This window comes from Neoaquamicrobium sediminum (assembly GCF_040970315.1).
Taxonomy (GTDB): Bacteria; Pseudomonadota; Alphaproteobacteria; order Rhizobiales; family Rhizobiaceae; genus Aerobium; species Aerobium sediminum.
Genome location: NZ_JAZHFV010000003.1, coordinates 255,592 through 278,068, shown reverse-complemented (window position 1 = coordinate 278,068; position 22,477 = coordinate 255,592). Strand labels below are relative to the sequence as shown.

General features: G+C 64.0%; 20 protein-coding genes. 8 read left to right on the top strand and 12 right to left on the bottom strand.

The window, feature by feature from the left end; all coding sequences use genetic code 11:
- Window positions 1-83 precede the first annotated feature (83 nt).
- From V1479_RS11905 to tpiA, 8 genes are all read right to left on the bottom strand, one after another.
- Complete coding sequence (locus V1479_RS11905; protein WP_368803075.1) at window positions 84-449, bottom strand: PRC-barrel domain-containing protein; 366 nt, start codon at window positions 447-449, stop codon at window positions 84-86.
- 73 nt (window positions 450-522) lie between these two features.
- Entirely contained in the window at window positions 523-1,359 is an 837-nt protein-coding gene (gene kdsA, locus V1479_RS11900; protein WP_368803074.1) for a 3-deoxy-8-phosphooctulonate synthase, read from the bottom strand.
- The gene (locus tag V1479_RS11895) at window positions 1,356-2,195 is read right to left on the bottom strand and encodes a VOC family protein (protein WP_368803073.1); all 840 of its coding nucleotides are present in this window, start codon (window positions 2,193-2,195) and stop codon (window positions 1,356-1,358) included. The genes kdsA and V1479_RS11895 overlap by 4 nt, the downstream gene beginning before the upstream one ends.
- A 31-nt stretch (window positions 2,196-2,226) precedes the next feature.
- A complete protein-coding gene (locus tag V1479_RS11890; RefSeq protein WP_368803072.1) occupies window positions 2,227-3,273 on the bottom strand; it encodes an endonuclease/exonuclease/phosphatase family protein in 1,047 nt (348 codons plus the stop codon).
- A 106-nt stretch (window positions 3,274-3,379) separates the two neighbouring features.
- Window positions 3,380-4,249 carry an alpha/beta hydrolase gene (locus V1479_RS11885; RefSeq protein WP_368803284.1) on the bottom strand — a complete coding sequence of 290 codons (870 nt, stop codon included), beginning with the start codon at window positions 4,247-4,249 and terminating at the stop codon, window positions 3,380-3,382.
- A 156-nt stretch (window positions 4,250-4,405) separates the two neighbouring features.
- Window positions 4,406-6,034, bottom strand: coding sequence for a CTP synthase (pyrG, locus tag V1479_RS11880; RefSeq protein ID WP_368803071.1), 1,629 nt, complete (start codon window positions 6,032-6,034; stop codon window positions 4,406-4,408).
- Between the two features lie 126 nt (window positions 6,035-6,160).
- Window positions 6,161-6,532: a preprotein translocase subunit SecG gene (gene secG / locus V1479_RS11875; protein WP_368803070.1), complete on the bottom strand. Its 372-nt coding sequence runs from the start codon at window positions 6,530-6,532 to the stop codon at window positions 6,161-6,163.
- 142 nt (window positions 6,533-6,674) lie between these two features.
- Window positions 6,675-7,439, bottom strand: coding sequence for a triose-phosphate isomerase (tpiA, locus tag V1479_RS11870; RefSeq protein ID WP_368803069.1), 765 nt, complete (start codon window positions 7,437-7,439; stop codon window positions 6,675-6,677).
- A gap of 125 nt (window positions 7,440-7,564) precedes the next feature.
- Between tpiA and V1479_RS11865 the strand changes: the two genes are divergently transcribed.
- The 6 genes from V1479_RS11865 to lexA all read left to right on the top strand — a co-directional run bounded on the left by V1479_RS11865 (window position 7,565) and on the right by lexA (window position 13,841).
- Window positions 7,565-9,451 carry a peptidylprolyl isomerase gene (locus tag V1479_RS11865; protein WP_368803068.1) on the top strand — a complete coding sequence of 629 codons (1,887 nt, stop codon included), beginning with the start codon at window positions 7,565-7,567 and terminating at the stop codon, window positions 9,449-9,451.
- Between the two features lie 8 nt (window positions 9,452-9,459).
- Window positions 9,460-10,479, top strand: coding sequence for an anthranilate phosphoribosyltransferase (gene trpD, locus V1479_RS11860; RefSeq protein WP_368803067.1), 1,020 nt, complete (start codon window positions 9,460-9,462; stop codon window positions 10,477-10,479).
- Window positions 10,476-11,291 carry an indole-3-glycerol phosphate synthase TrpC gene (gene trpC, locus V1479_RS11855; protein ID WP_368803066.1) on the top strand — a complete coding sequence of 272 codons (816 nt, stop codon included), beginning with the start codon at window positions 10,476-10,478 and terminating at the stop codon, window positions 11,289-11,291. Before trpD ends, trpC begins: the two co-directional genes overlap by 4 nt.
- Window positions 11,292-11,295: 4 nt before the next feature.
- The gene (moaC, locus tag V1479_RS11850; RefSeq protein WP_368803065.1) at window positions 11,296-11,778 is read left to right on the top strand and encodes a cyclic pyranopterin monophosphate synthase MoaC; all 483 of its coding nucleotides are present in this window, start codon (window positions 11,296-11,298) and stop codon (window positions 11,776-11,778) included.
- 1 nt (window position 11,779) lies between these two features.
- Window positions 11,780-12,991, top strand: a complete 1,212-nt coding sequence (locus V1479_RS11845; RefSeq protein ID WP_368803064.1) for a molybdopterin molybdotransferase MoeA — start codon at window positions 11,780-11,782, stop codon at window positions 12,989-12,991.
- Between the two features lie 133 nt (window positions 12,992-13,124).
- Window positions 13,125-13,841 carry a transcriptional repressor LexA gene (gene lexA / locus V1479_RS11840; RefSeq protein WP_368803063.1) on the top strand — a complete coding sequence of 239 codons (717 nt, stop codon included), beginning with the start codon at window positions 13,125-13,127 and terminating at the stop codon, window positions 13,839-13,841.
- Window positions 13,842-14,101: 260 nt separating this feature from the next.
- Here the strand turns inward: lexA and V1479_RS11835 are convergent, their stop codons facing one another.
- A complete protein-coding gene (locus V1479_RS11835) occupies window positions 14,102-16,537 on the bottom strand; it encodes a ComEC/Rec2 family competence protein (protein ID WP_368803062.1) in 2,436 nt (811 codons plus the stop codon).
- Between the two features lie 117 nt (window positions 16,538-16,654).
- Here V1479_RS11835 and gltX point away from each other — a divergent pair, with 117 nt between their 5' ends.
- Both gltX and gltA read left to right on the top strand, forming a co-directional pair.
- Window positions 16,655-18,076 (top strand): glutamate--tRNA ligase, encoded by a 1,422-nt coding sequence (gene gltX / locus V1479_RS11830; RefSeq protein ID WP_368803061.1) that lies wholly within the window; start codon window positions 16,655-16,657, stop codon window positions 18,074-18,076.
- A 168-nt stretch (window positions 18,077-18,244) separates the two neighbouring features.
- Window positions 18,245-19,534, top strand: a complete 1,290-nt coding sequence (gltA, locus tag V1479_RS11825; RefSeq protein ID WP_173191447.1) for a citrate synthase — start codon at window positions 18,245-18,247, stop codon at window positions 19,532-19,534.
- 49 nt (window positions 19,535-19,583) lie between these two features.
- Here the strand turns inward: gltA and lpxB are convergent, their stop codons facing one another.
- The 3 genes from lpxB to lpxA are packed head-to-tail and all read right to left on the bottom strand — an operon-like array spanning window position 19,584 to window position 22,466.
- Window positions 19,584-20,759, bottom strand: coding sequence for a lipid-A-disaccharide synthase (gene lpxB, locus V1479_RS11820; RefSeq protein ID WP_368803060.1), 1,176 nt, complete (start codon window positions 20,757-20,759; stop codon window positions 19,584-19,586).
- Window positions 20,756-21,652, bottom strand: a complete 897-nt coding sequence (locus V1479_RS11815; RefSeq protein WP_368803059.1) for an LpxI family protein — start codon at window positions 21,650-21,652, stop codon at window positions 20,756-20,758. The genes lpxB and V1479_RS11815 overlap by 4 nt, the downstream gene beginning before the upstream one ends.
- Window positions 21,636-22,466: an acyl-ACP--UDP-N-acetylglucosamine O-acyltransferase gene (gene lpxA / locus V1479_RS11810; protein WP_368803058.1), complete on the bottom strand. Its 831-nt coding sequence runs from the start codon at window positions 22,464-22,466 to the stop codon at window positions 21,636-21,638. Before lpxA ends, V1479_RS11815 begins: the two co-directional genes overlap by 17 nt.
- Between the last annotated feature and the right edge of the window lie 11 nt (window positions 22,467-22,477).

The following is a 22,477-nucleotide window of genomic DNA, read 5'->3' as shown; positions in this document are numbered from 1 at the left end:
GACTCGCAGCGGAGCGTACAGCCCTCCCCCTCATGCGAAAAGCCCCGCGGCGAACCGCGGGGCCAGTAAATCGCCTGGTGCAATCAGACCCAGTATGGGGGAACCTGATAATAGCTGTAGGAGGCGTCGCGCGCCTTATAGCCGTCATCGCCCGTCAGGTCGGCGATGTCATGCACGGGCGCGGCCTTAAGCTGGTCCTTCGTGAAGGGAACGACATAGCCGCCTCGCGAAGGGTCGTAGTCCAACGCCGACCATGGGACAGCGTGATATTTCTCGCCGATGCCGAGGAAGCCGCCGAAACCGATGACGGCGAACATGATGCTGTTGTTCGTCTTTTCGAGCATCACGTCCTCGATCGTGCCGATATGCTCGCCTTCGGTGTTGTACACCTCGGTGCCAATGACGCGGGACGCCTGAATTGCTTCGGTGTGTCCTGATGCGGTGACCATTTTTGCTTGCTCCTTTGTGTTCGCCACCCTGTACCCATTCAATGTGGACAGAGCGGCGAAGTTCCGGAACGCGCTATCTGGCTTTCGAGACGCGGTCGAATTCCATCAGCGTTTCGATCAAGCGCGGCATGTCTTTCAGCGGCACCATGTTCGGGCCGTCAGAAGAGGTCGAATTGTCCGGATCTTGATGCGTCTCGATGAAGACACCGGCAACACCCACGGCAACGGCAGCGCGAGCCAACGTCTGCACGAAACGTCGTTCACCACCCGAAGTACTACCCTGCCCGCCCGGTTGTTGCACCGAATGGGTGGCGTCGAAAATCACAGGTGCGCCCATATCGGCCATGATCGGCAGTGCGCGCATGTCCGAAACCAGCGTGTTGTAACCGAAGGATGCGCCGCGCTCGGTAACGAGTACTTTCGTATTGCCAGAAGCAGTGACTTTGGCGATGACGTTTTTCATGTCCCAGGGGGCAAGGAACTGGCCTTTCTTCACGTTGACAATCTTGCCCGTCTTCGCGGCTGCGACCAGCAAATCCGTCTGCCGCGAAAGGAACGCGGGTATCTGGAGAATGTCGACGACCTCGGCCACCACATCGCACTGCTCTGCTGTATGGATGTCGGTCAGCACCGGCAGCGCCAGATCGCGACGCAGGTCGGCGAAGATCGGGAGAGCCGCATCCAGGCCGCTTCCTCGTGTGCTGTACAGCGACGTACGGTTGGCCTTGTCGAAGGAGGTCTTGTAGACGAGGCCGATGCCGAGCCTGGCGCACATCTCCTTGAGCGCGCCGGCCATGTCGAAGGCGTGCTGGCGTGATTCGAGCTGGCAGGGGCCGGCAATCAGCGCCAGCGGCGCGGTGTTGGAAAAGCGGACTTCGCCCGCGCTGACGGTCTTGTCGGGAGCGGTCATCGGGTCTCCTCAAAGATGAAATCGACGCCCTGCCCGGCCGTCGCCGGCACGCGGAGGGCGTTTTCGCGGGTTTCGTAATCGATCCCGTTCGCGTTGAACAGGGCGGAGGCCGCAGCAAGGTCGCGAATGCCGAAGGTTACGGCGGTGAACCGCGGATCGGCGGCCTGCGAGGCTTCGGAAACGTCGAGCATCCCGTTTGCGAGGGCAATCTTGCGGGCCGCCGTTACGCTGGCATTGGCGGCCTTTGACAAAAACCGCGCGAAGGCCTCGGCGTCGGGCGCAACCGCATCGATCTGGGTAATCCTCGTCGCACCGTTGGCGTGGCCTTCGAGTGTCGACCGGTCAATTGCCGGAACCTTGCGGCGTTCGCAGGTGAACAGAAACGCGCCGGGCGAGCCATCCGAGGCAAAGGCAAGGCGGAAAGACGCCACGTCGGCCCTGCCCGCGGCATCGAGCGACGGCCGGGAAAACTCGACCATCGGACCGGCCGAAATGCCAGTGTCGACAAAGGCCGCATGGTCGGCCTCGGCATCTTTGGTCGCAAACACCACGGCCGACAGGCCTTCATCGCCATATGTTCCACGGAAAAGCCTGTCGCGCAGGATGAAGCTGTTGCCTGTTACCGCGGCGGATTTCACCGTATCTCGGTCGCCGATCGCCAGCGGTTCGAGAAACGTGCCGTCGGCGAAATAGACACATGCGTTGGTGGTGCCGAACGGATGCACGCCCTGCGGCGCCACGGTAAAGCCTAGTGCTCCGAGCCGCTTGCGGGCCACGTCGAGATTTGCGGTCGGCAATACGAGGTGATCGAGCGCGCGTACGGTGTTTTCTGTCATGGTCGCGGTGTGCCTTAGGGCGCCATCGCTTTCAAGCGGATATTGAGGAATCCTGCGACGGCCTGAATTCGACCCAAAGCGGGAAGTGATCGGAGATACGTACCGAGAAACTCGCCTTCGTCAGGCCCAGGTCCACGAGAAGCCGACCCCAGGTCTCGACAATCCCGCCATCTGCGAGTTCCAGGTCGATCAGCTTCGCCCTCCCCTTGGAGAACCACGCGATCTGGTCATGGTAGCTGTCTTTCTCAGGCTCGGATGCTCGGGCATAGATCGTGCGCGGGTGGCTTTGCAGCACAAAGGGCACTTCCAGCCCGGTCTCGACGAAGGCCTCGTAGAGCTTGTTGCCGATGCGCTCGAGATTGAAATCCCCGAGCGCGATCAGGTTGTGATGCCACCGGTTCTCCCGCGCTGCCCAATCCTGCATCCAGCGGGCGATGGCGCGCAGTTCCGGCAGGCGCTGCGTATCCTCGTTGCCGTAGTCGATATGGGCGGTGACCAGGATGAAGGTCGTGTCGCGGGTGCGGAAGGAAACGGCATAGGGATTACGGGCGAACTGCCTTTTGAAGCTGCCTTCGGTGAATCCGTATTTGGAGGCATCGTCGGGGATGACCAGTTCGCCGGCCAGTCCAGAAAGCGAGACCCGCGACGAATCGAAGAGGAAAGCTATGTGCTCGTTGTTGCCGGCCTGCCCCTCGTTGCGGTCGGTCATCAGGAAGCTCCATTTGGAGCCGAGCACGTCCATCAGCGCCCGCAACGCCTCGAATCCCGCGCCCACCTCCTGAACAGCGACGACATCGAAACGCGACACGATCTCTGCGATTGCCCACAGGCTGCGGTAGTCGCGTTTGGGGCTGTCCTCCGAGCTGGCAGGCACCGACCATTTGCGTGTCAGCGAGCGGAAATGCGCGATGTTCCAGGTGGCGATGAGGATATTGCGGTCAACGTCGCGCTTCGGCGGCACGACGGTGTCGAGATAAGCCGAATAGGCGCGCATCTCCTCCACGACGCCGGCCGGTACGTTGCCATCGAGCGGCGCGTTGCCCGGTGTCTTGAACAACAGGTCGAGAGGGGTGGCCATCGTCGTCGGATACCCGTTTCCGCGCGGTGACGATACCACAGCCTCATCGGCCGCTCCACCGCCCGGATACATGGGTATGGGGAGCCCTCGCCGAGCAGCTGGACGGTCAATCGAGAAGCGGTTCGAAGCCTTCCATTGCCGCGGCGGGCACGACGGCCAGTTCCTGAAGCCCGCCGAGAAAGCTTGATACGGCCTCCCACGCCCCATGGTCGAACATGTCGTCATGGGATGCTTCGGGAAAGATGTGCAGTTGCGACAGGTGCTCGTTGGCTGCCGCGAGCAGGGTCGCGAAGGAGGCTGGCGTCACGGTATCGCGTTCGCCGGCGAGCAGCAGGATCGGCGCCTCGATGGACGAGTAGCGCGACCGCGTGTCGAACCGCGAGCGGACGAGCCACAACGGCATCTGGCGCGCATTGTGGCCGACGATGTCGCGGAACGATGTGAAGGGCGCTTCCAGAACCACGCCCACGGGCTTCGAGTGCGCCGCGATGTAGCTGGCGATACCGGTTCCCATTGAGTAGCCGTAAAGAATGATGCCGTTCGGGGCCAGCCGGTTGTCCGCGACATTTTCCAGAAGTCGAGTGGCGTCTTTGTAAAGGTTGTGCTCGCTGGGCCGTCCGGGATTGCCGCCATATCCGCGATACCCGGCGAGCATCAGCCCGTAGCCTTCCTCCGCGAGGCTGAAGAGGTGACGGGGTTTCCTGATGACGTCACCAACGCGACCGGGAAAATAGACAATGACCGGCTTACCTGCGCGAGGCGGATGATACCAGGAGCGCAGCATGAGGCCGTCATGGGTCGCAAGGTCGACGGGCTGGAGTTCCACATCGCTCTCAAGCTCGAAGATGCTGAGCGCCAGCCGCTCCCTAAAAAGCAGGATTTCGGGCATTGTGGAGAGCGTCGCCAGCACCGCGCCAAGTGCTGCGGCCGCGGACAGGATCAGACGACCATGGCTTGCAACGAAGCCGAAAACCATACTCAAACCAAGCCCCATTGCCCCGCGTCGCGCCCGATGCAGCACCGCAAATCCAGCATAGCCTCATGCAGGCGCTTCGCCAGATCGTTTGTAACAAAAACGAGTTACTGCCGCGTTTCCGGCATCAAGATGCGCGGCGGTCGCGATATCGGCGGATCAGACCAGTCGGCTCTGCTCGACGGCTGCGCCGATGAAGCTTGCAAACAGCGGGTGAGGTTCCAGCGGGCGCGACTTCAGCTCAGGGTGATACTGCACACCGATGAACCACGGATGATCCTGGTATTCGACCGTTTCCGGCAGCACGCCGTCCGGCGACATGCCGGCGAAGACAAGCCCGCACGCTTCCAGCCGCTCCTTGTAGTCGACATTGACCTCGTAGCGGTGGCGGTGGCGCTCGGAAATATCCGTATTGCCGTAGATGTCGGCGATCTTCGTGCCCTCGCCCAGCTTCGCCGCGTAAGCGCCCAGCCGCATGGTGCCGCCGAGGTCGCCGCTTGCCGCGCGCTTTTCGAGCATGTTGCCCTTCAGCCATTCCGTCATCAGGCCCACCACGGGCTCGGACGTCGCCCCGAACTCGGTTGACGAGGCCTTTTCGATGCCGGCGAGCGAACGGGCGGCCTCAATGCAGGCCATCTGCATGCCGAAGCAGATGCCGAAATAGGGAACCTTGCGTTCGCGGGCGAACTTCGCCGCCAGAATCTTGCCTTCCGCCCCGCGCTCGCCGAAACCGCCAGGCACGAGAATACCGTGTACCTTCTCCAGGAACGGCGCCGGGTCCTCCTTCTCGAAGATCTCGGCCTCGATCCAGTCGAGCTTCACGCGCACCCGGTTGGCCATGCCGCCATGCGAGAGCGCCTCGATCAGCGATTTATACGCGTCCTTGAGACCGGTATATTTGCCGACGATGGCGATCGTGACCTCGCCTTCCGGGTTGTGGATGCGCTCTGCGACGCCTTCCCATGGCGCCATGCGCGGCTTGGGGGCCGGGTCGATGCCGAAGGCGGCCAGCACTTCACTGTCGAGCCCTTCGCGATGATAGGCCATCGGCACGTCGTAGATATGCGCCACGTCGAGCGCCTGGATGACGGCCGATTCGCGCACGTTGCAGAACAGCGACAGCTTCCGGCGCTCTTCCTTCGGGATTGCGCGGTCGGCGCGCACCAGCAGAATGTCCGGCGCGATGCCGATGGAGCGCAGTTCCTTTACCGAATGCTGGGTCGGCTTGGTCTTGAGTTCGCCAGCGGCCGGAATCCACGGCATCAGCGTCAGGTGGATATAGACCGCCTGCCCGCGCGGGAGGTCGTTGCCGAGCTGGCGGATCGCCTCGAGAAACGGCATCGCCTCGATGTCGCCGACCGTACCGCCGATCTCGCACAGGACGAAATCGTAGTCGTCGTTGCCGTCGAGGACGAAATTCTTGATCTCGTCGGTGACGTGGGGGATCACCTGCACTGTCGCGCCGAGATAGTCACCGCGCCGCTCGCGCTCGATGATGTTCTTGTAGATGCGCCCGGTGGTGATGTTGTCCTGCTGGTTGGCGGACCGTCCGGTGAAGCGCTCGTAATGGCCGAGATCCAGATCGGTCTCGGCGCCGTCGTCTGTGACGAAGACCTCGCCGTGCTGATAGGGCGACATCGTGCCCGGATCGACGTTGAGGTAGGGATCTAGCTTGCGGATCCGCACACGGTAGCCACGCGCCTGAAGCAGGGCTCCGAGAGCTGCTGCTGCAATGCCTTTACCGAGTGAGGAAACCACGCCGCCGGTGATGAAAACGTATCGCGCCATGGGAGTCGTCGCTTAACCCGATAGGAGTGATTCCACCAGTCAAAATTTGTCAGGGCGTCGGTTTTTCTTCGCCCAAACAAAAGGGCCGGCACCTGCCGGCCCTGTCTTTCGCCTATGTGGCGATGCTTACTGCCCGCTCGGAACCTGCGGCTGCGCGGGTTCCGGGGCTTGTGCCGGCGGGGTGTCCTCGCCGCCAAGCTGGTCGAGAACGCCGCCCTCGCCTGAAGGCGCGCCCTGCTGGGTCGTCGGCATGCGGTCGAAGATGTCGGTCGGCTGGTCGCCGTAACGCGCCAGCAGCGACAGGGCCAGCGACGTCGCGAAAAACGCGGTCGCCAGCATCGCCGTCGCGCGGGTCAGCGTATTGGCGGCGCCGCGCGCCGTCATGAAGCCGGAGCCGCCACCGATGCCAAGCCCGCCACCTTCGGAGCGCTGCAGGAGGACCACGCCAACAAGGGCGAGGACAACCATCAGGTGAATGACGATGAGCACTGTCTGCATGATTCAATCCGGATTGTTCTATCGCGCAGCACTGTAGTTGTGCCGCAGCGGACGCGGCTCATTACACGCCTTTGCCGCGCATTCCAACCCATATGGGAAGGAATGGCGCTGCAAAAAAGACGGCATATGCAAGTTTGCCCACCTAAAACGACCGGTAGGCCTCGGCGATGCCCAGGAAATCGGAAGCCTTGAGGCTGGCACCGCCGACCAGTGCCCCGTCGACATTGGCCACAGCCAGCAACTCGCCGGCGTTGGAGGGCTTGACCGATCCGCCATAGAGAATGCGCATGCGGCCCGCCTCGTCGCCGACGAGTTTCGTCAGTTCGGTCCTGATATGAGCATGCGCCTGCGCGACGTCGTCCACAGAAGGCGTCAGTCCCGTTCCGATGGCCCAGACCGGCTCGTAGGCGATGACGGCGGTCGCGTGGGTCGCTCCATGCGGCACGGAGCCGGCGATCTGGCGCGACAGTACGTCGAGGGTCTGTCCGGCTTCACGTTCGGCCTGCGTCTCGCCGATGCAGATAATCGCGACGATCCCCGCACGCCACGCCGCTTCCGCTTTCGCGCGCACATCCGCGTCGGTTTCGCCATGGTCGGTGCGCCGCTCGGAGTGGCCGACGATGACGGCCGACGCACCCGCGTCCTTGAGCATTTCGGCCGAAATGTCGCCGGTATGCGCGCCCGTCTCCTTTGCGTGGCAATCCTGTCCGCCAGACTTTACCGGCGTGCGGTGCAGAATTTCCGACGCCCGCCACAGCAGGGTAGCGGGAACGCAGACGAGCGCGTCGGTTTCCGCTTCCAGCCCCTTCATGAAACCGTTGCCGATCGAGACCAGCTCGTTGAGCGATGCGCTCGTGCCATTCATTTTCCAGTTGCCGGCAACCAGCGGGCGGATACCTGGTGTCATCGCGCGTGTTCCCTTCCTTCGGTCTCGAGGCTAGGTTCTCCTACCAAAAACCGGGCACAAAGCAATCGACACCGGCCGGGAAGGACGGTATTGCCGAGGCTCACATCAGGTAACCGGAAGAAAACATGCTCAATTCCCTCAGAAACGCCGCCAGATCCTGGATCGCCAAGCTGCTTCTCGTGATGCTGGTGCTCAGTTTCGCGGTATGGGGCATTTCCGGACAGATTTTCGGTGGACTCGGCTCCAACGTGCTGACCGCAGGGGATACGCGCGTGTCCATCCTCGAATACCGTCTCGCCTACGATCGGCAGCTCTCGCTGCTGTCGCAGCAATTCGGCGTGCCGGTGACGCGTGAACAGGCGCAGCAGTTCGGTGTCGACAACCGCGTGCTTTCGCAGCTTGCGGCCGGCGCCGTGCTGGACGAACAGGCGCGCGAGATGCGGCTCGGGCTTTCGCGCGACCGGTTGGCCGCAATGACGGCCGAGGATCCCGCCTTCCAGGGGGCTGACGGTCGGTTCGACCGCAACCAGTTCGATTTCGTGCTGCGCCAGATCGGCATGCGGCCGGAAGACTATCTGAAGAACCGCGAGCAGGCTGCGGTGCGTCAGCAGATCATCGAAGCGGTCTCGGACGGCATGACGGCGCCGGATGCTTTCCTGCGCGCCGTGTCGCTCTATCAGGGCGAGGACCGCACGGTCGACTACATCGTCCTGTCGCGGTCCCTGGTCGAACCTATCGAAGAGCCTGCGCAGGATGTGCTCGAAGCGTATTTCGAAGAGAACAAGGCCAATTACGCCGCGCCGGAATACCGGCGCATCTCCTACGTCAAGCTGGAACCTGCAGATATTGCCGACCCGGCCGCTATCCAGGCGGAGGAGGTCGAGCGTTATTACGAGGACAACGCCGCTCGCTTCACATCGCCGGAGCAGCGCAAGATCGAACAGCTCGTCTTTGCCGATGCGGAAGCCGCGCAGGCTGCGCTGGACAAGATCCGTGGCGGCGCGACCTTCGAGGAGGTCGTGACCGAGCAAGGCAAGACGATGGGCGACGTCGTGCTTGGCACTTTCGCGAAGGCCGACGTGGCCGACCCGGCAATCGCCGAGGCCGCGTTTGCACTGGCCGAAGGCGAAGTCAGCGACGTGGTCGACGGCGCGTTCGGATCGCTGCTCGTTAGAGTTCCGGAAGTTCAGCCGGCAAAGGTTCAGCCGCTCGCCGAAGTCGAACAGCAGATTCGCAGCGACATCGCGCTGGGCGAAGCAACCCGCATTCTGGACGACGTCTACGAAGGCTATGAAGATGCGCGCGCCGGCGGCGAAACCATGGCGGAAGCCGCCGCCCGCAACCGGCTTGAGGTCGTTACGGTCGAGGCGGTCGACCGCAGCGGCCGCAATCCTGAAGGCACGATCCTGACCGACCTGCCCGAATCGAACGCCCTGCTCCAGGAGGCATTCGACAGTGAAATCGGCGTCGAGAATTCGCCGCTGAACACCGGATCGTCGGGTTACCTGTTCTACGAGGTCGACGACGTCACGGAGGCACGCGACCGCACGCTCGAGGAGGTTCGCGATCAGGTCGTTACCGACTGGAAGGAGAACCAGGTCGCAACGAGACTGGCCACCCGCGCCGAGGAAATCGAAAAGCAGGTTGCCGATGGCAAGGCCCTGACCGAGGTCGCGGAGGAACTCGAACTCGAGGTGCAGGTCAGGCGCGGACTGAAGCGCGACGCCAACGATGCCGAGCTCGGCGATGCAGGCGTGGCCGCCGTCTTCTCCGTAGCGCGGGGCGAAACTGGCCTTGCGCCGGCGCAGGATGGTGACGCCCAGGTCGTGTTTCGCGTGACGGATGTGCTGGTGCCGGCCGGTGCCGGTCCCGACGCCCTGCCCGCCGAAGCCCGCGATCGTTTCGCATCTGCGATCTCCGACGACCTGCTGGACCAGCTCGTTGCACGGCTTCAGACCGAATATCCGGTGACGATCGACCGTGGTGCCGTGCAGCAGGCGCTGAGCTTCTGAGCGACGCAATGAACGACTTCAAGTCTCACATAGCCAAGGTCGCGAACGGCACGCCGCTGTCCTTCGAGGAGGCGCGCGAGGCTTTCAGCATCATGATGTCTGGCGAAGCGACGCCGAGTCAGATCGGCGGGTTCCTGATGGCGCTTCGTACGCGCGGTGAAACGGTGGACGAGATTTCCGGCGCCGTGGCCACCATGCGGGCCAAGATGCTTCCCGTCCGCGCGCCGGCCAACGCCATCGACATCGTCGGCACGGGTGGCGATGCGTCAGGCACCTATAACGTCTCCACCTGCGCCGCCTTCATCGTTGCCGGCGCCGGGGTGCCGGTGGCCAAGCATGGCAACCGCGCACTCTCGTCGAAGTCGGGGGCGGCGGATGCGCTTGCCGCTCTTGGGGTCAATATCGAGATCGGGGCCGAAACCATCGCGGCCTGCATCGAGGAAGCCGGGCTCGGCTTCATGTTCGCGCCGGTCCACCATTCGGCCATGCGCCATGTCGGCGCCTCGCGTGTGGAACTCGGCACCCGTACGATCTTCAACCTGCTCGGCCCTCTGTCGAATCCTGCCGGCGTCAAGCGCCAGCTCGTCGGTGTGTTTGCCCCGCAATGGGTGGAGCCGATCGCCGAAGTGCTCAAGGCACAGGGTTCGGAAGCTGTCTGGGTCGTCCATGGCGACGGGCTGGACGAAATGACGACGGCCGGCACGACGATGGTCGCGGCGCTGGAGAACGGCAAGATCCGTACCTTCGAGGTCCAACCCGAGGAGGTCGGCCTGGCACGCGTCAAGCCCGAGGACCTGAAGGGCGCCGATGCGGCTCACAACGCCAGGGCGCTTCGTGGCGTGCTTGCCGGCGACAAGGGTGCTTATCGCGATATCTCCCTCCTGAATGCGGCAGGCGCGCTTGTCGTGGCCGGCAAGGCCCGGACGCTAGACGAGGGCATGGAGCTTGCCACCCGCTCAATCGATAACGGGTCGGCGGCCTCCGCGCTCGAACTACTGGTGCACGTCTCCAACCGGGGAGCGGCATGACTGATATTCTGCGCAAGATCGAGGCCTACAAGCGCGAGGAGATCGCTGCTGCCAAGGCCGAGCTTCCGCTTGCCGAGGTCAAGGCGCGGGCTGCCGACCAGACCCCGCCTCGCGGTTTTCGCAAGGCGCTCGAGGCCAGGCACGAAGCCGGACAGTTCGCGCTGATCGCCGAGATCAAGAAGGCGAGCCCCTCGAAGGGGCTCATCCGTGCCGACTTCGATCCGCCCGCGCTTGCGCACGCTTACGAGCAGGGAGGCGCTGCGTGCCTGTCGGTGCTGACCGACCGCCCGTCTTTCCAAGGTGCGCCCGAATTCCTGACCGAGGCGCGGGCCGCCACCGCCCTGCCCGCGCTCCGCAAGGATTTCATGTTCGAGGCCTATCAGGTTCACGAGGCGCGAAGCTGGGGTGCCGATGCGATCCTCGTCATCATGGCGAGCCTGTCCGACGATGAAGCGAAAGCACTCGAGGATGAGGCCCATGCCATCGGCATGGACGTGCTCGTCGAGGTGCATGACGAGGCGGAACTGGATCGCGCGCTGAAGCACCTGTCCTCGCCGCTCGTCGGTATCAACAACCGCAACCTGCGCACCTTCGAGGTGAGCCTCGAAACCTCGGAGCGACTGGCGGCGCGCATCCCCCAAGAAAAGCTCATCGTCGGCGAGAGCGGCATCTTCACCAATGCCGACTGCGCGCGCCTGGCTCGCTCCGGCATCTCCACCTTCCTCGTCGGCGAAAGCCTGATGCGGCAGGCCGATGTTGCCGGCGCTACGCGGTCGCTGCTCGGTCTCGACACGCATCGGCTGGCAGGCTGACGCCGTGAGCGGCCTCACGCATCTTGGCGCATCCGGCGAGGCCAACATGGTCGATGTCGGCGGCAAGCAGGAGACTGAGCGCACGGCGGTTGCGCAAGGCGCGGTGACGATGCAGCCCTCCACGCTGGCCATGATCCTCGCCGGCGATGCAAAGAAGGGGGACGTGCTCGGCACCGCCCGCATTGCCGGCATCATGGCCGCCAAGCGGACGCACGAGCTGATCCCGCTCTGCCATCCGCTCCTGCTCACCAAGGTTTCGGTCGAGATAGAACCGGATGACAACCTGCCCGGCCTGCGCGTCACGGCGCTCGCCCGCGTGACCGGCAAGACCGGCGTCGAGATGGAAGCGCTGACGGCGGCTTCGGTCGCCTGCCTGACGATCTACGACATGGCCAAGGCAGCCGACCGCGCCATGACGATTTCCGACATCCGTGTGGTGGAAAAGTCCGGCGGCAAGTCCGGCGATTACCGGCTGCAGGACGTCTGACATGGCTGGCCTGCTGCCGGTTGACGAAGCGCTGCGCCGGCTGCTCGACGATGTGACGGCCCTGCCCGCCGAGGAGATCGCGATTGGAGACGCAGCCGGACATGTGCTGGCCAACGCCGTGGAGGCACGGCGGACGCAGCCTCCCTTCCCCGCTTCGGCAATGGACGGATATGCGGTGCGCGCCGCGGATACGGTCGACCAATCCACTGCTCTGACGGTCATCGGTCAATCGATAGCCGGCCAGCGCTTCGATGGCGCGGTCGGCGCCGGCGAGGCCGTACGCATCTTCACAGGCGCACCTGTCCCCGAAGGCGCGGATGCGGTTCTGCTTCAGGAAGATGCCGAGCCGGACGAAGACGGACTAACCATCCGCGCCAGCGAAGCGGTCACCCCTGGCCGTCACGTAAGGGCTGCCGGGCTCGATTTCCGCGTCGGCGACATCCTTTTGGCCAAAGGCCGGGCGCTCGACGCTGCAGCGCTGTCGCTCGCAGCAGCCGGCAACCACCCGCTCCTTTCGGTGGTGCGCACGCCGCTGGTCGCGATCCTGGCCACGGGCAGCGAGTTGCTGCCGCCCGGTTCGGAACCCGGGCCCGACCAGATCATCGCATCGAACGGCTATGGGGTCGCGGCGCTGGCGCGCGATGCAGGCGCTCGGGTGCTGGATCTCGGCATCGCGCCTGACGATCGCGGCGTGCTTGCCGAGCGCGTCCGTGACGCAATCTCGGCCGGTGCCGACGTGATCGTGACGCTCGGCGGTGCTTCGGTCGGCGACCACGACCTCGTCCGCGAGGTGCTTACTGGCGAAGGCATGGCGCTCGAGTTCTGGAAGATCGCCATGCGCCCCGGCAAGCCGCTGATGTTCGGCAGACTAGCCGAGACCCGTGTACTCGGCCTGCCGGGAAATCCGGTTTCAAGCCTCGTCTGCGCGCATCTGTTCCTGAAACCGCTGCTCGCGAAGCTTGGCGGCCGCCCACATGTTGCCGACATAAGGGAAGCCGTCCTTGGCGAAGCCATGAAGGCCAACGATCACCGGCAGGATTATGTCCGCGCGGCAGCGACGCTTGAGGACGGGCGCCTCGTTGCAAGGCCGTTCGCCGTGCAGGATTCCTCGATGCTGACGACACTGGCGCACGCCAACGCGCTCATCATCCGCGAACCGAACGTGGCCGCGTCGGAGGCGGGTGATGCCTGCCGCGTGTTGATGCTGCGCTGAGCCTGGCTTGGGCAATAAGGGCGGCCTCGAGCTGCCAAGTTCACGATAATTTAAGCCGTTGCGGAACACAACTGGAACAGATAGTGTTTGTTCTGGTTTTGTTTATGGACTGATTCCCAAAAGGGGCAACAGAATGCTGACGCGCAAGCAACACGAACTGCTTCTCTTCATCCATGAAAGGCTGAAGGAAACTGGCATTCCCCCTTCCTTCGACGAGATGAAGGAGGCGCTCGACCTCGCTTCCAAGTCCGGTATTCACCGCCTGATTACGGCGCTCGAGGAGCGCGGCTTCATTCGACGCCTGCCCAACAGGGCACGTGCGCTGGAAGTGCTGCGGCTGCCGGACTCGATCGCGCCGGGGCTCAATGCGGCCAAAAAGTTCTCGCCCAGCGTCATTCAAGGCAGCCTTGGCCGAGCGCCTGAACCCTCGCGCATCCAGGCTGCCAGCAATGACGATGATGCCGGTGCGGCCGTTGCGATTCCCGTAATGGGCCGGATTGCCGCCGGCGTGCCGATCGAGGCGATCCAGCACAGGACGCATTCGATCAGCGTTCCGCCGGAAATGCTTTCGGGCGGCGAGCACTACGCACTCGAGGTCAAGGGCGACTCGATGATCGAGGCTGGCATCTTCGACGGCGACACCGTCATCATCCGCGACGGCCAGACCGCCAATCCCGGCGACATCGTGGTGGCGCTCGTCGACGATGAGGAAGCAACCCTCAAGCGGTTCCGCCGCAAGGGCGCCTCGATCGCACTGGAGGCCGCCAATCCGGCCTACGAAACCCGTATCTTCGGTCCCGATCGCGTGAAGGTGCAAGGCAGGCTTGTCGGGCTTATTCGGCGGTATTGAGCGGCCCTTAGACAAGGTCATGCTCGACTGAGGATGAGCATGAGGGGCGGATTGATCGAATCCAACCTATTGGGCTCTATGCACGTCAAGGAATAGCCCGTCGGGCAGCAGGATTCCCGGGCGATGCACACCCTCCCTCATGCTGAGATGCGAGCCCCCGGGTCTTGCCTTCGGCGAGCCCGAGGACAGGCTCCGCGAGCCTTGAAGGACGCACCGATCAGCGCTTCCGCTGCAAAGGTATCGCGGCAGCCGGCGGGGTGTTACTCACCTTGCGATTTCTGCCAGGGTGGAAGTCCCCTCGCCTCCCGCGAATACTGCCGGTGCGCGTGCCAGTGCCGATAAGGTTCGCGGATCGCGAAACGGATGTTTGGGTATAAAGCCGGTCTCGCGGAAGTGCGATCCAAGTCGCTGGCGCCTGTGCCAGGGCTTGCTCCGGTCCCGCGTGTTTCCCTGATGATGTCGTTCTCGAAGACGATCTCGGCGCTGCCGCGGCGGGCCAGATCGCGCTTGGTGATGACCGCAACGCTGCTATCCCGGCAAGGATTGTTCGCAGTGGCGTCGTCGATGACGATCAGGCTGGCATAAGAACACGCAGTCGAAGCCGTTCGTTCGCCGTCGGCGTGAACGACTATGCCGCCGCCGCCATGGCGCGCTATGCAAAGCCCTTCGCCGCACCGGAAAGGCAACTCGCTCTCATCGTCACTCAGGGCGGCATGAGGCGGGAGCCCGGCATCACCTTCGATGGGCCAAACCAGTTCGCCGGCTTGTGCGGCCCGCTGCCAATTCTGGATGGTAAAGGCGCTTGGTCGCGCGCGGTTGACGGCGAGGCGCCCATTGCCGCGATCGACAGCAACGAGCCGCGCGTCCTCCGAGACGAAGACATGCGGCAACTGCCGTGTCGCGATCAGGAACGCCCCGGCGATGAGCAGCGGAAGTGCTGCCCAGCGCAGGGCGCTGCCAGCCATCGTCAGGATCGCCAGCGCTGCGGTCAGCATCAGCACCGCCGAAAGCGGGATCGCGCCGGTGGCGTCGAATGCCGATCGCTCGGCAAGCCACACGGCTATCGAATTCATCGCGGATATGCCCATCCCCATCGCATACAACGCCGGCCCTTCGAGGCCGAAGGGCATCAACAGGCATGCGAGCACCGCCGCCGGCATGACGACGGCGGAGACGAATGGCATTGCCGCAAGGTTGGCGACGAGGCCGAGCGGCGAAACCTGCTGGAAGTGCCATGCGGTGAAAAGCGCCGTTGCGAGACCCGCGACGACTGACGTCAGCGACAGTCCCGAGACGTATTTCATGCCCGTTGTGAAGGCCAGCCGCACGGGACCGTACTTTGCGGCCTGTCGGCGCGGCGTCCGCCTTTCGCGGTACGAGGCCCAGGCCGCGTAAGCGGCCACAAGCGCGGCGGTTGCGGCAAACGACATGTGGAAGCTCGGCCCCATCACCTCATGCGGGGCAATCAGCAGGATGATGACGGCCGATATGGCAAGGTTGCGCATCGTGAGCGCCGCGCGGTCGACCATGACCGCAAGCAGCATCACCGCAAGCATGGTGAAGCTGCGCTGCGCGGCAATGCCTGCGCCCGAAATGACGAGGTAGGCCGCCGTCGCGGTGAGCGCACCGAAGGCGGCATATTTCTTCGCCGGCCATCGCGACGAAAAGCCCGGTGCAAGCGCAAAGGCGGTTCGCAAGCCGAACATAACGGTCCCGGCCACCAGGGCCATATGCAGGCCGGAGATGGAGATGACGTGATAGAGCCCGACCACCCGCAGTGCCTCGTTCATCTCTTCCGGTATGCCTGCGCGGATACCCGTAATCAGCGCGGCCGCGATAGCGCCCTCAGGGCCGCCGATGCTGGCCGCGATGTCCTGCGCCATGCGCGTACGCCAGCCCTCCACCCATGCGGCGGCGGCAGTCATCAACCCGGGTTTGTCTGCCGTTTCCACGAGCTCCGGATTTCTGAGGAAAAAGCCGACCGCGCCGATACCGTCGAAGTAGCTGTTGAAGGCAAAGTCATAGCTTTGCGGGCGGACTGGCCCGGAAGCAGGCATCAGCCGGACAAGACCTTGCACGGCATCTCCAGGCCGCAATGTTTCTGGCACCGCGCGGGCGGTTGCACGAACGCGATCCGGCGCATAACGAAGCACCGGCCGCTCGGTCGCGATGACATCCAGCGTCAGGCGGATGCGTCCGGATGCCTGCTGCTCGATGCGCACAACGCGGCCGGTAAGGCGCGTCGAAATCTCGGAGCCGAGCATCTGCGTGCTGGCCCGCCATGTCTCGAATTTCGCGGCAAGAACGCCCGTGAGCGTGATCAACACCGCGAGCGACGCCATCCGTAGTCCAGGCCGGTTTGCGAGCGCGAGTGACAGGGCCGCGAGCAGACCAGTGGCCAGAAGCAGGCCGCCAAGTCCTGGCTCGGCCGGTGCCGAGAAATAGAAAAGCGCGCCCAGCGCGATGAAAACCGGCACGAAGACGAACGCGGTGCCATGCTCAAGCTCGCTGTAGAAGCTGCGGCGCAGCGCAGGACCGAGCCTCGCGAGCGGAGTGAGACTGCTTGTGGGTACGGGCGGCGGCAGCGCTCGCATGGTTTGCGGACGATGGACTTCGGGGGCAGCATTTTCGGGCGCGACGACACGCGCGCCGAACTGCAGGCGCTCGTCTTCTCGCGTCGCCGTCTCCCCGTCCATGCGGCGTTCCCCACCCGGTAATCGCTTGCACGCCGAAGCCTCTATGCTACATGAGCCCCATCAAAACACCACAGGCGCAGCCGCTGCGCGCCCTCATCCGTTTCCGGGGAAGAAGAAATGTCCGACAAGGTCGTCACCCGTTTTGCGCCGTCACCCACCGGCTACCTGCATATCGGCGGCGCGCGCACGGCGCTATTCAACTGGCTGTTCGCCAAGCACACCGGCGGCAAGATGCTGCTGCGTATCGAGGATACCGACCGCGAGCGCTCGACCGATGTGGCAACGGCAGCGATCCTCGACGGCCTCTCCTGGCTCGGTCTGGGTTGGGACGGGGAACCCGTCTCCCAGTTCGAACGCGCGCAGCGTCATCGCGAGGTGGCCGAAGAGCTCGTGCGCAACGGCAAGGCCTATCGGTGCTACGCCACGCAGGCGGAGCTTGAGGAGATGCGCGAGAAGGCGCGCGCCGAGGGCCGTCCGCCGCGCTATGACGGACGCTGGCGCGACCGCGATCCCTCGGAGGCCCCGGCCGGCGTGAAGCCCGCAATCCGCATCAAGGCGCCTACGGACGGCGAGACGATCGTGCGCGACCGAGTGCAGGGCGACGTCAAGTTCCCCAACAAGGATCTCGACGATTTCATCATCCTGCGGTCTGACGGCAACCCGACCTATATGCACGCCGTCGTGGTAGATGATCACGACATGGGCGTGACCCATATCATTCGGGGCGACGATCACCTGACCAACGCGGCGCGCCAGACGATCATCTACAACGCGATGGGCTGGGATGTGCCGGTGATGGCGCATATCCCGCTCATCCACGGGCCGGACGGCGCGAAGCTTTCCAAGCGCCACGGCGCACTGGGTGTCGAGGCTTATCGCGCGATGGGCTATCTTCCGGAAGCGCTGCGCAACTATCTCGCGCGCCTCGGCTGGAGCCATGGCGACGACGAGGTCATGTCCACCGCGCAGATGATCGAGTGGTTCGAGATCGAGGACGTCAACAAGGGAGCCGCGCGCTTCGACTATCAGAAGCTGGAAGCCCTCAACGGCTTCCATATGCGCCAGAGCGACGACGGCGAGCTGCTGGAGCAGTTCATCGCGACATTGCCTTATCTGGAACAGCCCGGCGCAATCCCGCGCGAGCCGGACGCCGCGCAGCGGGCGATGCTGCTTGCCGCCCTGCCCGGCTTGAAGGAGCGCGCGAAGACGCTCGTCGAACTGGCTGACAGCGCGCAATATCTGTTCGTCCAGCGCCCCTTGTCGCTGGATGAGAAGGCAGCGCAGATTCTCGACGGCGACGCGCGCTCGGTGATCGCCGCGCTGCTGCCGGATTTTGAGGCGCTTGGCGAATGGTCCGCAGACACAACGGAAGCCGTCGTGCGCGCCTATGCGGAAAAGGCGGGCCTCAAGCTTGGAAAGGTTGCGCAGCCGCTGCGTGCAGCGCTGACCGGCAGGGCCACATCGCCCGGCGTTTTCGACGTGCTTGCAGTCCTTGGCCGGGAAGAAAGCCTCGGCCGGCTGCGCGATCAAAGCACCTGAACGATTGTGGCGAAGTCGCGTTTTTTGCGTTGCAACAATGTGACCTTGGGATAGCTTGGCACGCTCCCGCAAATCGGATAGCAAGAGCGCGCAATCGGAGCACGGTTGTTATGCGTCATAGCTGATCGGCGTCGAGGGCGGGCTAACGTACATTGAGAGGTGATAGGGATGACCAGTTCGACTGCAAAGCTTGAATTGAACGGCAAAGCCAGCGAATTCAAGGTACGAAAAGGCTCGGTCGGACCAGAGGTCATCGACATCAGCTCGCTCTACAAGGACACCGGGCTGTTCACCTACGATCCCGGTTTCACATCCACCGCGAGCTGCGAATCGGAAATCACCTATATCGACGGTGATGCTGGCATGCTGCTGCACCGCGGCTATCCGATCGACCAGCTTGCCGAGCACGGCGACTTCCTGGAAGTGTGCTACCTTCTTCTCTACGGCGAGCTGCCGACGAAGGCGCAGAAGGACGATTTCGACTACCGCGTGACGCGCCATACGATGGTGCATGAGCAGATGACCCGGTTCTTCACCGGCTTCCGCCGCGATGCGCATCCGATGGCGGTTATGTGCGGCGTCGTCGGCGCTATGTCGGCGTTCTATCACGACTCCACCGACATCTCCGACCCGCACCAGCGCATGGTCGCCTCGATCCGCATGATCGCGAAGATGCCGACGATCGCCGCGATGGCGTACAAGTACCATGTCGGCCAGCCCTTCATCTATCCGAAGAACGAGCTGAATTTCGCCGCCAACTTCCTGCACATGTGCTTCGCCGTGCCTTGCGAGGACTACAAGGTCAACCCGGTGCTGGCGCGCGCGATGGAGCGCATCTTCATCCTGCATGCCGACCACGAGCAGAATGCGTCGACCTCGACGGTTCGGCTCGCCGGCTCTTCCGGCGCCAACCCATTCGCCTGCATCGCTGCCGGCATTGCCTGTCTGTGGGGCCCGGCGCATGGTGGGGCCAACGAGGCTGCGCTCAACATGCTGGCGGAGATCGGTTCCGTCGACCGCATCCCCGAGTTCATCGACCGCGCCAAGGACAAGAACGACCCGTTCCGCCTGATGGGCTTCGGCCACCGCGTCTACAAGAACTACGATCCGCGCGCCAAGATCATGCAGAAGACCACGCATGAGGTTCTGGGCGAGCTCGGTATCAAGGATGATCCGCTTCTCGACGTCGCCATGGAGCTGGAAAAGATCGCGCTGACGGACGAGTATTTCATCGAGAAGAAGCTCTACCCCAACATCGACTTCTATTCCGGCATCACACTCAAGGCGCTCGGCTTCCCGACCACTATGTTCACCGTGCTTTTCGCAGTCGCCCGTACGGTCGGTTGGATTGCCCAGTGGAAGGAGATGATCGAGGATCCGCACCAGAAGATCGGCCGTCCTCGCCAGCTCTACACCGGCCATGGCGAGCGCGATTACGTGCCGATTGCCAAGCGCTGATCGATACTTTCGAGACAAGAAGAAGGGCGCCGTTGGCGCCCTTTTTCGTTCAGCCTGGCTTCTTCTCGAGAACCGCCAGCAGCGCTTCGGCTGCAAGTTCGCCTGATGGCCTGTCCGTTTCCATGGCTTCACGGATAGCGGCGAAGCCGGCCATCTGGACAGCGCGGGCTGGCGTATCAGCGGTGAGCTGCTCAGTATAGCGCGCGAGCCGCCCCGGCCGGAGCTGGCCATCGTAATATTCCGGCACGACTGGCCAGTCCGCAATCAGATTTGGCAGCGAAGCCGACCATGCCGTGATCATGCGGGCCATTACCGAACCGATGACGGGATCGGTGCGATAGCATGAGACGAACGGCACGCCACACAGCGCCAGCTCCAGCGTGACGGTACCGGATGCGGCAATTGCGGCATCGGCCTCGGCAAACGCCTGCCACTTCTCCTCGTCCCCATGGACGACGCGCGGACGCACCGGCCAGTCTGCCGTGCCCGCTTCCACCAGAGGCGCGACATGAGGCACTGTCGGGATCGTCACATCGAACAAATTGCCACGCGCGGCAAGGATGCGCACGGCTTCGCCGAAGGGCTCAAGCAGCCGCTTGACCTCGCTACGACGCGAGCCGGGCAGGATCAGCAGCTTTTTCGGTTGATCCGATGCGCGAGCCCGCGCCGCCTGTGCCTCGGCTGCGGCGACAATGCCTGGGTGGCGCACCAGCCGATGACCGACATAGGTGCCGTGCGGCCCGTCGAGATCGGCCAAGGCCTTCGGCTCGAACGGCAGCAGGCATAGCACCTCGTCGACATAAGGCCGCATGGCCGGAGCCCGTCCGGGCCGCCATGCCCAGACGCTTGGGCACACATAATGGATGATCGGGATCGACGGATCGGCCGCCCTCACCTTCTTCGCGACGCGCAAGGAGAAATCGGGGCTGTCGATGGTCACGAGGCAATCGGGCGCGGCGCGCACCACAGCCTGTGCTGTTTCGTTGAGGCGGCGCATAAGGCGAGGCAAGCTCGCGACAACAGCGCTCACGCCCATCAACGCGATCTCGGAGCCATCGAACAACGGGTCCAGGCCGAGCGCCTGTAGATGCCGGCCGCCGACGCCGACCAGCTCCACCTCATGTCCGGTACGCGCTGCCAATGCCCTCACAAGGTCCGCGCCAAGCAGGTCGCCGGATTCCTCGCCGGCAACGACTGCTATTCGCAAAGGCCTGGCCGGCGTCATTGATCGTCCTCCGGTTTCGCGGGCATTCCGACGACGAACAGGCCAAGTTCGTCGGCGCGGGCAATCGTCTTGTCGAAATCGAGGATGAAAGAGCGCCCGGCATCGACGGCAATGCCCGCCAAACCCGCCTTGTGGGCGCCCTCCACCGTCTGCGGGCCTATGGCGGGCAGGTCTGCGCGGCGCTCCTGAAGAGGCTTGCAGTGTTTGACGAGAACACCCCGCTTCTTGCCAGCCAGCCTTCCGTGGCCACGCATCTGTGCTGTGCGCTCCAGCAGTCCGTCCGTGCCCTCTATGCCTTCGAGCGCGACGGCGCGTCCGCCGATCGCGATCGCTGCCTGGCCGATGTCGAGCCGCCCAATCGCAAGGGCCGCTTCCGATGCCGCTTCCAGGTCGCGACGGTCGCGTGATGTCGACGTCGCGCGCGTCAATGTACCTTCCGGTGCCAGCAGGTCCGGTACGATTTCGTGCGGGCCCACCACGGCGATGTCGTTGGCCTCCGCAATCTCGATGATTGTGCGCAACAGCCCGTCGTCTCCGCGCAAGAGGCCGGCGGCCACGCGCGGCAACAGCGCCAGGGTGGACAGGTTCCACCGTACCCGGCGCAAATTCGGGCGCCGGACGACGTTGCCCGACATGACCAAGCGTTTCACACCGTGCTTCTTGAGAAGCGGCAACGCCTGGCCGAAATCCTCAACTGCGAGCACGGCCTGCTCTGCACCGTCAAAAGACTGCTCGTCGTCGACTTCCCCGGCAATCAGGATAACGAAAGGCTTTTCTCCGCGATCGAGGAGCGTCCGCACAACCGCGACCGGCAGTGCTCCGCCGCCGGCGATGACGGCGATGCGGCCGTCACGGCTTGCCTGCGCGTTCGGCTGGTCAGCCCTGGTCATCATCCGCGGCATCGTCGCCATCGAGCGGCGGTACGGCGAAGTGGCGCTTGCCGCGCTGCGTGATGAAGTCGACGATCTCAATGACCGCCGGCGAGTCGGCAAATTGCACCCGCACCTCCTCGGCACTTTCGAGCAGGGGCTTTTCCGGCGAGAACAGGATGCGATAGGCCGCACGCAGGTTTGCAAGGTCGCTGCGCGCCATGCCCGAGCGCTTCAGGCCCACGACATTGAAGCCGCGCAGCTTCGCGCGGTTGCCAACAGCCATACCGTAGGGGATGACGTCCCCGACGACGGCGGAGCAGCCGCCAAGGAACGCACGGCGCCCCACCCGGACGAACTGATGGACTGCGGTCAGGCCACCGATAATGACGTAGTCGCCGATCTCGCAATGGCCGCCGAGCGTCGCGCCGTGTGTCAGTGTGACGTTGTCGCCGACGATGCAATCATGGGCCACATGCGAGTAGGCAAGGAAGAAGCCGTTGGCGCCGACGGTCGTGGCACCGCGGCCGCTATCGGTGCCTACATTCATCGTCACGGATTCGCGTATGTCGCAGTTCTCACCGATGGTCAGCGTCGTGCGGCCGCCCTTGTGCTTGGAATCCTGCGGCGGCCCGCCCAGCGCGGCGAATGCCTGCGCGCGGGTGCCCGCACCGACGGTGGTGGCGCCCGTTACCGAGACATGGCCGGCAAGGTGAACATTGTCACCGAGCACGACCTCCGCGCCCACATGGCAGAAGGGTCCGACATGGACACCGGTGCCCAGTTGCGCGCCTGGCTCCACGAAGGCGGTCTGGTGGATGAATGTTTCGCTGGTCATGATCTCGGCGG

Bases quoted from the DNA above. Each gene is read 5' to 3' on its own strand.
- V1479_RS11885 (WP_368803284.1), bottom strand. From the start codon at position 4,249: ATGGTTTTCGGCTTCGTTGCAAGCCATGGTCGTCTGATCCTGTCCGCG.
- V1479_RS11865 (WP_368803068.1), top strand. From the start codon at position 7,565: ATGCTCAATTCCCTCAGAAACGCCGCCAGATCCTGGATCGCCAAGCTG.
- V1479_RS11845 (WP_368803064.1), top strand. From the start codon at position 11,780: ATGGCTGGCCTGCTGCCGGTTGACGAAGCGCTGCGCCGGCTGCTCGAC.
- lpxA (WP_368803058.1), bottom strand. From the start codon at position 22,466: ATGACCAGCGAAACATTCATCCACCAGACCGCCTTCGTGGAGCCAGGC.
- pyrG (WP_368803071.1), bottom strand. From the start codon at position 6,034: ATGGCGCGATACGTTTTCATCACCGGCGGCGTGGTTTCCTCACTCGGT.
- gltX (WP_368803061.1), top strand. From the start codon at position 16,655: ATGTCCGACAAGGTCGTCACCCGTTTTGCGCCGTCACCCACCGGCTAC.
- V1479_RS11890 (WP_368803072.1), bottom strand. From the start codon at position 3,273: ATGGCCACCCCTCTCGACCTGTTGTTCAAGACACCGGGCAACGCGCCG.
- trpD (WP_368803067.1), top strand. From the start codon at position 9,460: ATGAACGACTTCAAGTCTCACATAGCCAAGGTCGCGAACGGCACGCCG.
- V1479_RS11905 (WP_368803075.1), bottom strand. From the start codon at position 449: ATGGTCACCGCATCAGGACACACCGAAGCAATTCAGGCGTCCCGCGTC.
- tpiA (WP_368803069.1), bottom strand. From the start codon at position 7,439: ATGACACCAGGTATCCGCCCGCTGGTTGCCGGCAACTGGAAAATGAAT.
- lexA (WP_368803063.1), top strand. From the start codon at position 13,125: ATGCTGACGCGCAAGCAACACGAACTGCTTCTCTTCATCCATGAAAGG.
- V1479_RS11835 (WP_368803062.1), bottom strand. From the start codon at position 16,537: ATGGACGGGGAGACGGCGACGCGAGAAGACGAGCGCCTGCAGTTCGGC.
- V1479_RS11895 (WP_368803073.1), bottom strand. From the start codon at position 2,195: ATGACAGAAAACACCGTACGCGCGCTCGATCACCTCGTATTGCCGACC.
- lpxB (WP_368803060.1), bottom strand. From the start codon at position 20,759: ATGACGCCGGCCAGGCCTTTGCGAATAGCAGTCGTTGCCGGCGAGGAA.
- V1479_RS11815 (WP_368803059.1), bottom strand. From the start codon at position 21,652: ATGATGACCAGGGCTGACCAGCCGAACGCGCAGGCAAGCCGTGACGGC.
- trpC (WP_368803066.1), top strand. From the start codon at position 10,476: ATGACTGATATTCTGCGCAAGATCGAGGCCTACAAGCGCGAGGAGATC.
- kdsA (WP_368803074.1), bottom strand. From the start codon at position 1,359: ATGACCGCTCCCGACAAGACCGTCAGCGCGGGCGAAGTCCGCTTTTCC.
- gltA (WP_173191447.1), top strand. From the start codon at position 18,245: ATGACCAGTTCGACTGCAAAGCTTGAATTGAACGGCAAAGCCAGCGAA.
- secG (WP_368803070.1), bottom strand. From the start codon at position 6,532: ATGCAGACAGTGCTCATCGTCATTCACCTGATGGTTGTCCTCGCCCTT.